The sequence below is a fragment of the Klebsiella sp. K5-306 genome (genome assembly GCF_051835185.1).
GTDB lineage: Bacteria > Pseudomonadota > Gammaproteobacteria > Enterobacterales > Enterobacteriaceae > Klebsiella > Klebsiella oxytoca.
In genome coordinates this window covers 66,967-80,200 of the sequence record NZ_JAIFJY010000013.1, presented here as the reverse complement: position 1 = coordinate 80,200, position 13,234 = coordinate 66,967, and the positions used below count along the sequence as shown (strand labels likewise).

The following is a 13,234-nucleotide window of genomic DNA, read 5'->3' as shown; positions in this document are numbered from 1 at the left end:
TGACTTAGCGACAAATCCAGCAAAGGATTAGCTGCAAGTGAAATCGATTGCAGTAACGTTATCACAAACCAATTCAGACAGCATTATATGCAGCACGTCTATGAATAAGGGTTCGTTGCCCTGTGGTTATTCAGAACCTTACGTGTATGCCCCAGACAACGTTTAACAGGGTAATACTATGTCAACTCAGGCCATTGCTTCAGATTACGCCGTTGCCAGCGGAACGGCGTCCACGCCAGATGCGCTGCTGGCAAGGCTGGAACGCCTCCCCATCACCCGACGGCTGAAAGCGATCCGCGTTATCGTCGGCTTATCGACGTTTTTTGATGCTTATACCATTATTGCAATCGCATTTGCTCTCCCCCAGCTTACTCAGGAATGGGGTCTTACGCCGACATTTGTCGGTCTTATTATTGCGGCCAGCTATGTGGGACAGCTGTGCGGCGCACTTTTTTTTGGCTCACTGGCGGAAAAAATAGGCCGTATCGGCGTTTTACGTATCACCATTATCATGTTCGTGCTGATGGATGCCGCCTGCCTTTTTGCCTGGAACGGCTGGTCAATTCTTATCATTCGCTTTTTACAGGGCGTGGGCATCGGCGCCGAGGTTCCCGTGGCCAGCGCCTATATCAATGAATTTGTCGGCGCCAAAAAGCGCGGGCGTTTCTTTTTGTTGTATGAGGTAATTTTCCCCATCGGCATGATGTTTGCCGGGTTGGTGGGGTATTTTCTGGTGCCCATCTATGGATGGAAAGTCATGTTTTTAATCGGTCTGGTGCCTTCTGCGCTGACCGTTCCCCTGCGCTGGCTGATGCCGGAATCACCGCGCTGGTTGACCGCAAAAGGCCGACTGAAAGAAGCGGAGAACGTCGTATCAACGCTGGAATCTGAGGTTATCAGGCGCGGGATGTCATTGCCCGAACCGGAAATAAAAGCCCCGACGGTGCACAAAGCGGCTCCGGAAGGAGTAAAAGCCCTCTTCGGCGGTATCTACAAATCCCGAACCTTTATGCTGTGGGGGCTGTGGCTGACCGTATATAGCGTCAACAATGGGATGATCACCTGGTTCCCTACCCTGTACAAAACCTGGTTTAACCTCTCCCTCGACACCAGCCTGGCCTACGGCTGGATCACCTCCTCCTGCGGCGTCGTGGCTTCGGTGATCTGCGCCTTGATGATCGACCGTGTTGGCCGCAAGCGCTGGTACACATGGGCCTTTCTCCTGGCCGTCGTTCCGCTGATTGCGCTTTCTGTTCTGGGGGCAAAATCCGCCGTTGAAATTCTGATTCTGGGCAGCCTCACCTACGCCATTCTGCAAACCATCGCCTTTTCGCTTTATCTGTACGCGGCTGAGCTTTATCCCACCCGACTGCGCGCTATCGGCACCGCCTATTCCAGCGCATGGCTCCGGGCGGGGTCTTCCATAGGCCCACTGATGGTCGGTTTTATCGTCAGCGGCTTCGGGATCCGCTTTGTGTTTATCACTTTCGCGGTCATTGCGCTGATTGGCGGTTTAATTACCTGGCTTTTTGCCATTGAAACCAAAGGGAAATCGTTAGAAGAGCTGTCGCCATAGACGATCGGTGGCTCCGGGAAGCACGGAGCCGCTTCTGACAGAAGGTCGGCGTAGTCGGCTGATTCAGCTGCGCCTGACCCGGGATCATTCATAGACCTGGCTCATCAACGGGCGGTGAAAAACATGAATAAACTCATCCACAGCGGCACGATGCTGCTGGCTTTACTACATCCTTTTCTGGCGCTGGCCAACGAGACGCTTTTTTCTCCCACGGCAAAAAATATGACCGGAGAGTGGGGAGGCGTGCGTACGGATCTGCGCCGTCATGGTTATGATTTTACGCTGGAATATAGCGCAATGACGGCCACAAATATGTCCGGCGGTTACGATCGCGATAAAACTCTGCGCTATAGCGACCAGTATATTCTCGGCATAGATATGGACCTGGAAAAGGTTTTTGGTATTCAGGACGGTGAATTTAAAGCCTCGGTGAATAATCGTAACGGGCGAGACCTGACTCAGGATCGCCTGCAGGATCCGCGTGCGCCGGTAATAGGCTCCGGCGTTCAGAGCAACTACGGTCGGGGGCAAACATGGCACGCGACGCAGTTTTGGTTCAAAAAAACCGGGTGGGATAAAAAGCTGGATCTCAAGGTGGGCCTGATGCCGCCGGGAGAGGATTTTGATAACAACGGCTGCTTTTTTCAAAACCTGTCGCTGTGCGGCTCTTTAGCCGGCCACGGCAGCGGCGTCTGGTATAACACCCCCATAGGCCAGTGGGGCGGCCGTATTAAATACAGCCCTGCCCCGGCGCTTTACGTCCAGGCCGGCGCGTTTCAGTACAACCCTGCCTACGCCACCCGCCACGGAAGCTTCCAGCTGGATGGTACCGGGCATCTGGGGTACATGTACCTTTTTGAACTGGGATATCGACCTACTCTCGGCGCGGCAAAACTCCCCGGAAGCTGGAAACTCGGCGGATGGTATAACACGGCGGACGCCAATGATGTGCTGGATGACGACAATGGCGATCCCTATGTCCTCACGCAGCAGGCCGCCCGGCGACACGGAGGGCGTTACGGAGGTTATCTCTATATTGGCCAGCAGATAACCCCCTCGAGCAGCCAGCGCCAAAATGGCCTGAGCCTTTTCGGCCATCTGGCAATAAATGATAAAAAGACGGCGACCATGGATTATCAGATCCAGGCGGGGGCTATTTATAAAGGCCCTTTCGCCAGCCGTCCGCAGGACTTTATCAGCTTCGGCGTCAGTAAAATGCACGCCAACGACAGGGTCGCCCGTCGGGCGCAGCTCCTGAACCAGATGCGGGGGATAGATGATTATGATAACCCCCTGTATGTCCCGGTTCGCAGAGCCGAGTATGCCGCAGAGCTGCATTATAGCTTTCGCGCGACGCCATGGCTGAGCGTCCGCCCTAACCTGCAGCTGCTCGTTCATCCGGGAGGAAGCGAAGAGATTAAAAACGCCTGGGTGCTCGGCAATCAGGTAACCATCAAATTCTGATAAAACGGACCGCTACCGTCAGGTCTAATCAGAATGAGCGACGATGGTGAACATCCAAAATATGGGCTTACTTTATCAAGTTTAAGCGCCAGGTATTGGGTCCCGGTCCGACGGGATGGCCAAATAAATACGGAGTGAGATGAGAAATCATCGCACTCCTTTTTCTCTGGATGCAAATTGAGCCAGACGATCAGATTTCTACTGAATATCGAAGGACGAAGTTAAACGTCTTCCTGACTTTTTAAATCTCATAGGATAGCAGCGAGAAATTAGGTTGTTTTACGAATCAGAATAATTTTCCCACATAATCAAGTGGATATCTTACAAAGCATGGAAGGATAGATCAGGCAAAGGCTTCTCGCGCGGCGCTGCGCATCGACTGCTTGTCAGGTGCTGCCGTCGACCCGTGCATATCTATAGCAGGCCAGCTCAACTAAACAGTGACTAAACAGCGAAAGCCTCGTTTCCATTTTGTAACACGCCCCAAAAAATTAGCGATACCCGCCACAAAATTCACATATCACTCCCAATGATAAAGCAAGCATCTTGCATTTGCAGAATGAGTCAGATAGCGTCTGTAACGTTACACTAAAACGTTACAGAAAAAGAAAACAACCATTTTTCGTTAACCCTACTGGCTGACTCAGCCATGCCAGAGAACCTTATCGCGACCCCTACACTGTGAGAAGGATTATCATGATGAAAACAAAACCGTTTCGTTCCGCCAGGCGCTTTCTGGCACTCGCTTGCCTCGGTACCGCGCTCATAGCAGGTAGTGTACTGACCGCTTCAGCACAGGCCGCCATCAATTTTCGTGTGTACTCTTCTTTGCCGGCTGATGATTCCTCCGCCCACTATATTTGGTTCAATCGTTTCCAGGAAAATATCAATAAAAACGAGAAGTTAAAAGGCCAGATCAAGCTCAATTACTTCGCAAACGCGATGCTCGGAAAAGAGGCTGATGCTACTCAGCAGGTGCGTATCGGCGCCATTAACATGATGATTTCAGGCACTTCAATCTGGGCGACGCTGGTACCCGAAATTGGCGTACTGGATTTGGGGTATCTGTTCAAAGATTACGATCAGGTGGGAAAAGCGCTGGATGGCAAAGTCGGCGAAAAGCTTTCCAGCCTGATGATGGATAAAGCAAACGTTATGGTACTGGGCTATGGCTATAACCTCGGCGCACGTAACGTGTATACCAAAAAGACGATTGAAAAACCGGCGGATTTAAAAAATCTGAAAATCCGCGTGCTGCCGGTTCCCAACTTTATCGCCACGCTAAATCACATGGGTGCCGTTGCCATTCCTATGCCGGGCGGGGAAGTCTATTCCAGCCTGCAAATGGGCGTTATCGACGGAGTGGAACACGATGCCCCAACCATCTACGCCAGCAAATACTATGAAATTATCAAAAACGGTACGCTGACTCGCCACAGCTATAACCCGCTGATGATTGCCATGAACAAGAAAAGCTTCGAGCAAATTCCGCAACCCTTACGCGCAGACGTACTGGCCGCGGCAAAAGAAGCCACCGAGTACGAACGTCAGCAGGCCAGTCAAAAAGAGCTTGAGGCAATTAAAAACCTCGAGGCTAAAGGAGTGACCTTTCGGGAAACCGATCGCGCTTACTTTGCGCAGGCCGTACAGCCCGTGTGGAAAACCTTCCTTGATAAATATCCTGATTTAAAACCGATGATGGATGAGTTCAGCGCTACGGCGTCGAGCGCTAAACCCTAAGCCGGAGAGCGTCGGCCCACGCGGTTCAACCAGGCTGACGATAAAGCTATAAACCCTGTGAGGAGTTCATCATGGCTGATATCTCTATGAAAAAAAAGGATGAAAATACTTTGTTGACGCTGTTGGGGCAGCTAAGCAAATGCTTAACCTGCTTCACCTCCTGGGCCGGAGCGCTGGTGTTATTTATCAACGTCCTGGTGGTATTTGCTTCCGTTATCTGGCGTTACGCGCTGCATTCGCCCATTCATTGGGCAGAAGAGGTGGCGCGCGCGCTGATGATAGCGCTGGTCTTTTTTGGTGTCGCTACCTCAACGGGCAGAGGAGGACATATTGGCGTCGATCTTTTCCTGCGCTTTCTACCTGATGCCATTAGACCGTATGTCGTGCATGCCAGTCGCTGGATCCTGTTCCTGGTCTCCGTCGGCCTGGTCATCTCCAGCTACGATCTCGTCCAGGCTGCGCGGCTACAAACCACCGAAACGGGCCTACCGCAAACCATCTATGTGATCCCGGTCCTGATCGGCTCCGTGGTGATGATGGTGGCTGCGCTGGAACATGCCCTACGCGAACGAGCAAAGATCGTTCTGCTCAGCGGTGCGGGGATCCTGGCGCTAGCGGCACTGGGTTATCTGAAACTCTCGCTGATGGCCGATCCGGCCAGCGCGGCTGCCGGACTCATGCTGATTTGCTTTGTCATGGGCATCCTCGCCGGCGTGCCCATTGCCTTCACGCTCGGCATGTCGGCAATGGTATTTTTTATCTGCGACCCTTCCCTGCCGTTTGTTTTCTTTTCTCAACAGGTCGCGGCTGGGGTTGATCACTTTGTCCTGCTGGCAATTCCCTTCTTCTTACTTGCCGGTGCGGCGATGGAAATCAACGGCATGTCAACGCGTCTGGTGGAGCTTATTGTGCGTGGCATGGGACGATTTCGCGGCGGCCTGAATATGACAACCGTACTGTCGATGGCCTTCTTTTCCGGCATCTCGGGTTCAAAGCTGGCGGATGTGGCGGCAGTAGGCGGCGTGTTAATGCCTGCGGTGCGCCGGGCGAAACAAGACGGCGAAGAGGCCGCCGGGGTCTTTGCCGCATCTGCGGTAATGGCAGAAACCATTCCACCCTGCGTGAACCTGATTGTGATGGGGTTCGTCGCCAATATCTCTATCGGCGCGCTGTTTATCGCCGGTCTGGTGCCGGCAGCCTGCCTGTTGGTGCTGTTAATGGTGGCCGCCAACCGCTTCGGCGGGAAAATCAACGTCAGCGAAGCGTACCCGGAATTGCGCCCGCGAACCCAGCTTTATCTTGGCGCCGCCGTCGGTCTGGTTATGATCTTCATGATTGGCCGTGGAGTGATGATGGGGATTGCCACATCAACGGAAATTTCAGCTTTTGCCGTCATCTACGCCATTGTGGTGGGCCGACTGGCGTTTCGTGAGCTGACGCTGAAAGCGACGATAAAAATGTTCGTGGATATTGCGGCGATGTCGGGTGTTTTGCTGTTCATCGTGGCCTGCGCGACCAGCTTGTCCTATGCCCTGACGATACAAATGATCCCCCAGCAGATCGCTGAACTGCTGGTCGGAATTGGTATGGAGCAAGGTGCCTGGCTGTTCCTGATATTAACCATCGTGATTTTGATAATCTTTGGCGCGGTTCTCGAAGGCGCGCCTGCGCTGATTATTTTCGCTCCTATCCTGGTGCCTATTGCCATTCAGCTTGGCTTTAATCCCTTGCACTTTGGCATCGTGATGATCATGGCGATGGGTTTTGGCCTGTTTTCCCCCCCGATCGGTCTGGGATTATATACCACCTGCGCTATTTGCGGCGTAGAGATGAAGCACGTGATTAAACCCATGGCGAAATATCTGGCGGTGGTTTTTGTCGGCATCATTATTGTCGCCATGGCTCCCCCTTTAACCACCTGGTTGCCAGGACTCGCCGGCTATTAGTTATTAAACCCTGCTATTTGCCTCGTTCAGCTGGCAGGGATAACCACGCGAAGAAAACGCTAACACTGTGCCAGATAATAAGCTGGCGCCGTCTCACACTGAATAACAGGAGTATACGATGGGATTATTAACGGGTAAAAAAGCGTTTATTACCGGCGCAGAACAAGGTATTGGTAAAGAAAGCGCGAAAAAACTGATCGAGGCCGGATGTGATATTTATATACATTATTTCAGCGGCGAGGAAGGCCCCAGGGAATTAATTGCATTTGCCGAACAGCGGGGAGCTCGCGCGGCCTGCGGTTTCGCTGATTTAACCAATGAGGACGATGCCGCACGCTGCGTGGCGGAGGCGGCAGAATTTTTGGGCGGCATTGATATTCTGGTCAATAACGTCGGCGGTATTATTGCCCGCAAATGGCTGGGAGAGATTGACCCGCATTTCTGGCGCACGGTCATCGACGTCAATATGACCACGATGATGAACGTCACCCAACAGGCGCTCCCCTGGCTGAAAGCGGCCTCCGAAGGCGCAAGTATCGTTAACCTGGCTTCTTTAGCCGGACGTTCTGGCGGGCATGCTGGATCTCTGGTCTATTCCACCACCAAGGGAGCCGTACTGACCTGGACGCGCTCGTTGGCTGCGGAATTGGGCGAACACGGCATCCGCGTTAATGCCGTTGCCCCGGGGCTGATTCTGGGGACACGTTTTCATAACCAGCATACAACCCAGGCCTCTGCCGATCGGACAATTCAGGAGATTCCTTTAGGCAGAGCGGGCACCGCGGAAGATGTAGCAAGGGTTATTTGCTTCCTCGCCTCCGAATATGACGGTTTTGTTTCAGGAGCGACCATCGATATTAATGGTGGAGTTTATCGGGCATAAAAACGTGGCGGGTATTTATGCCCGCCAGCTTTTAAAAGGTAGGCTATATGATCAACGCAGAGATTATTCATCCTGATTTATTACAGGCGCTGGCGCAATGCGGGCATAAGGCGAAAATTTTAATCACCGACGCTAATTACTCTTTTTTAACCAATACTTCAACGCAGGCACGTATTATCTGGCTTAATTTTTCACCGGGGCTGATCGATAGCGTAATTATACTCGAGAAAATTCTCCGGTATATAAATGTTGAAAAAGCCACGTTGATGAGTAGCCCGGCGGAATTCGATAACACTATTGAGCGTGAGTATCGTAGCCTGCTGGCAGAAACCATCGAATTTGAACATGTTGAGCGTAATGCATTTTATTTACAGGCGAAATCGCCGGACACCATGCTGGTCATCGCTTCTGGTGAAACGCGCCGTTTCGCCAACATTCTTCTGACCGTGGCCCCAACGCTGGTATGAAATGCAGAGAAGAACAGCCTGTTCTTCTCTGCCGCTCCGGGCTCAGGCCTCCGGGCTACGCACAGATTGCCGGGAAACCAGCGATGGCGGGAATAAAAACTCCGCAGGCGGGATAGACGGGTTATCTATGCGCATAATCAACCGGTCTACCATCACCTCTGCCATCGTTTTCAGCGGCGGCATGATGGAAGTGAGACCCGGGAAAATCAACCCGGAAAGGGAGATATTATCGATGCCCACAAGGGAAATTTGCTGCGGTATCGTGATTCCGGCCTGGTGCAGGCCGGTCATCAGCCCGATGCCGAGCGCATCGTTAATCGCTACGATACCATCCGGGAGCGTAGGCTGCTGGCTGATTTTTAACGCCAGCGAGCGCCCCAGTTCGGTCATTTCGGTGTCGCCATAGGCCGCCATCGCCTGTCCTTCCACGATCATCCCATCGCGATATATCCCCTGCTCTTTCACCGCGCAAAGAAACCCTTCTATTTTGTGAGCGCGGCTCGGCGTCATTCCAGCCACGGTGGCAAACGCCAGACGACGACACCCCTGCGCGATAAGATGTTCTGCGGCCATTCGCCCCGCAGCAATGTTGTCCATTGAGACGCTGTCGAGGGAAAAATTATCCGCCTGTGCCCGCACAGGCATACGGCCATCATAGTTCACCATCACCATGCCCTGCTCTACCGCGCGGGCAAAATGCGGCTTTTCGATATCGCAAGCGGCGACGATAATCCCCCGCACGCCATGGGAGAACATATCATCAAGAAAGGCTGCTTCTTCTTCGATTTGCCGATAGGTGTTGCCAATCAGTACCCGGTACTGTCGTTCTTTCGCCGCCAGATCGACTTCACGCGCCAGCGCGGCAAAACTGGGATTCACAATGGAGGGAACCAGCAAGCCAATCATTTTGGCCTGGCCGGTCTTCAACTGCTGCGCCACGCGATTCGGGAAGTAGTTCAGCGTCTGCATGCTCTGCTGGATGCGCGTCAGCGTTTCAGCCCGCATTTGATCGGTACGACCGTTTAGCACGTTGGATACGGTGCTCACGGAAACGCCAGCGTGTTTTGCGACATCACGAATGTTCGCCATACCTCTCCTTTGCGGCAATGAATGAATGGCATCAGGCATAACGGTCAACGCTGCCATCTTATTATAAATTATGCACTACAACGGTTTAGTGTAACGTTACAGGCGACGCTGTCAATGCTATAGCGTGGGTGTTTCCAGAGCGTGTTCGTTATCAGTCTCTGCCTATGACCGAGGGCGTGGTTCCATCCGTGGCGCCTCCCGATAATGGCCGTACAGTACATTTTGTGATCGCCCCCATAAAATATACAAAACAAACTATATGATCAAAAATAACGCTTTATAAGCCGCAATAAAAAGCGTTAATGTGTTTTAAACAAGCTAAAAAAGCTTTTTTTTGATTAATTAGTTTAGTTTACAAACTAAAGGAATAACATCTTGAAGCTGAATGTTCCCAACACCTTAAGACAAATGAACGCCTCTGTGGTCCTCAACGTCATCCGTGAGAACTCTCCTCTTTCTCGCGCTCAGATCGCCAAGGCAACCGGCATTACTAAAGCCACAATTTCTGAAATCGTGAGCGACCTGCTGGAAGAGAAAATTATCTACGAAAGCGGCGTCAGCGAAGAAGGCGGTCTCGGGCGCAAAGGGATTCTGGTTAACTTCGATCCCAACCATGGCCTTGGGATCGGCATTGACTTAGGCGGAACGAAAATCACCTTCTCCCTCTTCAATCTCAATGCGCAGCTTCTGGCCCAGCATCAGGAATCAACCTATGAGGTCACGACTCGCCGGGAGTTTCTCGACCGATTCAGCGCCAGTATCGAGGCGTTTATCGAACGGCAGCCTATTTCTCGCGACAAGCTGAAAGTCATCGGCATCGCCACGCCGGGCATCGTTGATTACCGTAGCGGAACGGTGCTTGAAGGCTCCCCCAATCTCCCTGACTGGGACAACATTCCGCTTGCCGATGAGCTCAACGCGCGTCTGAACATCAGGGTGGTACTGGAAAATGATATTCGGGCAGCGCTGATTGGCGAAATGTGGCAGGGGAAATGTCGCCACGTTCATAGCGCCGCACTTATTGGTATCGGCACCGGCCTGGGCTCGGCGCTGCTGATGGATGGCAAAATTATCCGGGGTATCAATAATGCTGCCGGTGAGATCGGCTATATGCTCTTCGAACGCAACCATCTGACTCAGAACTGGAAAAATAAGGGCTGCTTCGAAAACTACTGCTCCGGCTCCGGACTCAAAGAGAGAATGTCCGCGCTCAGCGGCCAAAGCATGAACGCCCATGAAATACTTATCGCCGCCGCCCAGGGGGAAACGATACCCGCCATGTTGCTGGAGGAGATGGCGGACTACTTAACCATCGGCATTCTCAATATGGTGACAATAGCCAACCTTGAGAAAGTCATTCTTACCGGCGGCGTTTCCCAATCCGCAGAGCTTTTTCTCCCAAGAGTACAAGCCAATCTCGACAGGCATCTGTTTGCCAATACCCGGGTATCCGTTGAGCTTTCCGATTTAAAAGAAAAAGCACCGCTGTATGGAATGGCGATGCTGGCGCTCCATGCGGTGTATCCCTCGATTCAATTTATGCCCGACACGCAGCTTATTTAAAGACAAACCAGCAGCCGGAATAAAAAAGGAGCATCTCATGGCCGGGATCCATCTACACCCACACGATATTCTTGATGAAGGCGTCGATTCAGTACTGGAACGTATTAACAAAATGAACGGCGTCGATAGCCTCTTTGTTGAGGTTAACACCATTTTTGAACGTAACCCCTACCCCACCGGCCGCCTGCCGCACAATCCAAAACATGAGTTTGTGCAAGGTACCGCCACGCTGCATGTCAAACTCGATATGCCGCCACTACGTCTGCACCAGCGCGTTGATCCTACGATTGTTGCGGGCGCCGATCCTCTGCGGGATCTGCAGCAGGCCACCGATCGCGGCCCTTATAAAGTGATCCCCTGGGTGAATATTCTCAACGGCGATTTTGCCGGGCAGATCGAAAACAATCAGGTGATCGATTTTCGCGGCAATCCGGTTGAACACTGGCTATGCCCTAATGGCCCTGACGTCATCGAACTGTGGATCAACACCTTCAGCGCGATTAAGGCCCGGTACGGTTATTCGACGTTTCTGATCGACCGCATCCGCTACCCCGACTGGGCAGGAAAGAGCGTGAGCCCCAGAGGATTGTTCACCTGCTTCTGCCCGCACTGTCAGCGCGAAATGCGCCGGACAGGCATCAATGCTGATGCGGTCCGCCAACGTCTAGCCACCCTCGCGGCGCAAATGCACAGCGGCCAGTATGATGCGACCGTCGATGCGTTATTAAATGATGAACTTCTGCAGCGCTGGATGGCATTCCGCCAGCATAGCATCTCCCGCTTTGTACAGAATCTGCTGGCCGGCATTAGTGACCGGGATGCTGGCGGCAGCGAACTGTGGCTCGATCTCTGGCCCCCGGCTTACTCGTGGATTTTAGGCCAGGATTATCAGTCTCTTACCCGTTATTCTAAAGCACTCAAGCACTTCCCCTACCATAAGCTCGGCGGCGGTGCGGACGTGCAGGGACTCATTGAACATTTCGCCAAAGATGATGCCCAGCGTGAAAGCGCCTTCAGCGCCTTTATGCGCCTGTTCAAACTGCCTTACAACATTAGCTATCAACAGTTCAAAGCCGAAGGCTTCCCGATTGAATTTGTAAAACAGCAAAACAATCTGGTGCGTGAAAAATCACAGCCAGGCACCTTCATTTACAGCGGCATCCAGATGTGGAACCTGACCCCGACGGCGCTACTGGAAGCCATCGATGCGGCAGAACAGAGCGACTGCGACGACCTGCTCTATTACTGCTACGGCTGGGCGGAACAGTCGCTTTTCGACGCCGCTGGCCACCATTACCAAAAGCCCACTTGCTAACACAGGGAAATAAAACAATGGCTAACCAACAAAAATGGAAAGTATTTTTCCTGCTGTTCGTCACCATGTTCCTTCTTGGCGGCATACAGAACACCAAGGGTCTGATTCTTGAGCAGGTCCAGCACGATATCAATCTGAACATGGGGCAGATAGGCACGTTGATCATGTTCTTCCAGATAGGCTTTCTGGTCGCCAGTCTGCTCACCGGCTACTTTACCGATAAAAAGGGGCTGAAGATCATGATGCTGATTGGCTCGCTGATGATGGCCGTTGGTCTGGTCGGCACCAGCCTGGCGTTCAGCGTGCTGCTGTTTTTCGGCTTCTATTTGATTGTTGGCCTGGGCATCGGCTCGATGCTGGTCTCCATCATTACCGTCATCCCGACCTTCTACAAAGAAAAAGCCGGCATGATGTTCAACGTTTCCAACGCGATGTTCGGCGTGGGGATGATCGCCACTCCGCTGATTTTACAGCAGCTTTTCTCGCATCATGTCTCATGGCGCCTGTTCTATGTCGGGATTGCCATTATTGTTGCGATTATCATTCTGGTACTCAGCAGTCTGCGGTTGGAAAAAGCGCAGGGGATGGATATGCAGCTCTCTGATTTTATGCATATCCTTGGCCAGAAACGCCTGATGCTGGTGATTGGTTTTATCCTGTTCTACGTTGCTGCGGAAGCGGCTTTTCTGAACTTTTTCCCTATCTTCTATAGCTCGCTGGATATCGTCGGCGCTACCGCAGAAGAGAAGATTGTGACGGCGGCCTACGTCATATCCAGTTTTGCCATGCTGTTCACCGTTGGCCGGTTTATTGGCGGGTTTATCAATCTGAAGTTGGGCGATCGCAAAACGCTGATCCTGTTTTCACTATTCTCGCTGATTGCCATTATTGCCAGCCGCTACTTTGCCAGCCAGTTTGTCTGGCTGTTTATGGTATTTGGTTTCGCGATGTCGGTACTGTTCCCTACGGCCTCCGCCGTGGCGACAAAACTCACCGATAAAAGCGGCTCAACGATGGGACTGATCTATGTCGCCTCAGGCATGGGCGGAGCCTTTGCAGGCTGGCTGATTGGTCAGGTTTCTCAGATTTACGGCGTCTCGCTGGGCTTCAACTTGATTATTGCTTTCGTGGCGATTTTCTTCGTGCTGACGTTGTTTATTAAAGAACATCCGCAACATTAAGCGCGATACC

General features: G+C 52.3%; 10 protein-coding genes. 9 read left to right on the top strand and 1 reads right to left on the bottom strand.

From position 1 onward, the window contains the following. The first annotated feature begins 178 nt into the window (after positions 1-178). The 6 genes from K2184_RS19505 (at position 179) to K2184_RS19480 (ending at position 8,076) form a co-directional block, all read left to right on the top strand. Positions 179-1,576, top strand: coding sequence for an MFS transporter (locus K2184_RS19505; protein WP_077257937.1), 1,398 nt, complete (start codon positions 179-181; stop codon positions 1,574-1,576). A 123-nt stretch (positions 1,577-1,699) separates the two neighbouring features. After that, positions 1,700-3,040: a carbohydrate porin gene (locus tag K2184_RS19500; protein WP_024273771.1), complete on the top strand. Its 1,341-nt coding sequence runs from the start codon at positions 1,700-1,702 to the stop codon at positions 3,038-3,040. Positions 3,041-3,736: 696 nt separating this feature from the next. Continuing rightward, complete coding sequence (locus K2184_RS19495) at positions 3,737-4,780, top strand: TRAP transporter substrate-binding protein (RefSeq protein ID WP_024273770.1); 1,044 nt, start codon at positions 3,737-3,739, stop codon at positions 4,778-4,780. Positions 4,781-4,851: 71 nt separating this feature from the next. Next, positions 4,852-6,726, top strand: a complete 1,875-nt coding sequence (locus tag K2184_RS19490; RefSeq protein ID WP_024273769.1) for a TRAP transporter large permease — start codon at positions 4,852-4,854, stop codon at positions 6,724-6,726. A 118-nt stretch (positions 6,727-6,844) separates the two neighbouring features. After that, the gene (locus tag K2184_RS19485) at positions 6,845-7,609 is read left to right on the top strand and encodes an SDR family NAD(P)-dependent oxidoreductase (RefSeq protein WP_049128068.1); all 765 of its coding nucleotides are present in this window, start codon (positions 6,845-6,847) and stop codon (positions 7,607-7,609) included. Positions 7,610-7,656: 47 nt separating this feature from the next. Continuing rightward, complete coding sequence (locus K2184_RS19480) at positions 7,657-8,076, top strand: RbsD/FucU family protein (protein ID WP_049128067.1); 420 nt, start codon at positions 7,657-7,659, stop codon at positions 8,074-8,076. 42 nt (positions 8,077-8,118) lie between these two features. Here K2184_RS19480 and K2184_RS19475 read toward each other — a convergent pair whose 3' ends face one another. Beyond that, complete coding sequence (locus tag K2184_RS19475) at positions 8,119-9,165, bottom strand: LacI family DNA-binding transcriptional regulator (protein ID WP_049128066.1); 1,047 nt, start codon at positions 9,163-9,165, stop codon at positions 8,119-8,121. 375 nt (positions 9,166-9,540) lie between these two features. On the opposite strand from K2184_RS19475, the gene K2184_RS19470 reads away from it, so the two are divergent. From K2184_RS19470 to K2184_RS19460, 3 genes are read left to right on the top strand one after another with little or no spacing between them, the layout of a single operon-like run. Continuing rightward, positions 9,541-10,728 carry an ROK family transcriptional regulator gene (locus K2184_RS19470; RefSeq protein ID WP_224227633.1) on the top strand — a complete coding sequence of 396 codons (1,188 nt, stop codon included), beginning with the start codon at positions 9,541-9,543 and terminating at the stop codon, positions 10,726-10,728. A 37-nt stretch (positions 10,729-10,765) separates the two neighbouring features. Next, positions 10,766-12,043 (top strand): hypothetical protein, encoded by a 1,278-nt coding sequence (locus K2184_RS19465; RefSeq protein WP_123830183.1) that lies wholly within the window; start codon positions 10,766-10,768, stop codon positions 12,041-12,043. A gap of 17 nt (positions 12,044-12,060) precedes the next feature. After that, complete coding sequence (locus tag K2184_RS19460) at positions 12,061-13,224, top strand: MFS transporter (protein ID WP_024273763.1); 1,164 nt, start codon at positions 12,061-12,063, stop codon at positions 13,222-13,224. Positions 13,225-13,234 lie beyond the last annotated feature (10 nt).

Excerpts from the sequence above, each read along its gene's own strand:
- K2184_RS19495 (WP_024273770.1), top strand. The coding sequence starts at position 3,737 with ATGATGAAAACAAAACCGTTTCGTTCCGCCAGGCGCTTTCTGGCACTC.
- K2184_RS19475 (WP_049128066.1), bottom strand. The coding sequence starts at position 9,165 with ATGGCGAACATTCGTGATGTCGCAAAACACGCTGGCGTTTCCGTGAGC.
- K2184_RS19505 (WP_077257937.1), top strand. The coding sequence starts at position 179 with ATGTCAACTCAGGCCATTGCTTCAGATTACGCCGTTGCCAGCGGAACG.
- K2184_RS19485 (WP_049128068.1), top strand. The coding sequence starts at position 6,845 with ATGGGATTATTAACGGGTAAAAAAGCGTTTATTACCGGCGCAGAACAA.
- K2184_RS19465 (WP_123830183.1), top strand. The coding sequence starts at position 10,766 with ATGGCCGGGATCCATCTACACCCACACGATATTCTTGATGAAGGCGTC.
- K2184_RS19480 (WP_049128067.1), top strand. The coding sequence starts at position 7,657 with ATGATCAACGCAGAGATTATTCATCCTGATTTATTACAGGCGCTGGCG.
- K2184_RS19500 (WP_024273771.1), top strand. The coding sequence starts at position 1,700 with ATGAATAAACTCATCCACAGCGGCACGATGCTGCTGGCTTTACTACAT.
- K2184_RS19490 (WP_024273769.1), top strand. The coding sequence starts at position 4,852 with ATGGCTGATATCTCTATGAAAAAAAAGGATGAAAATACTTTGTTGACG.
- K2184_RS19460 (WP_024273763.1), top strand. The coding sequence starts at position 12,061 with ATGGCTAACCAACAAAAATGGAAAGTATTTTTCCTGCTGTTCGTCACC.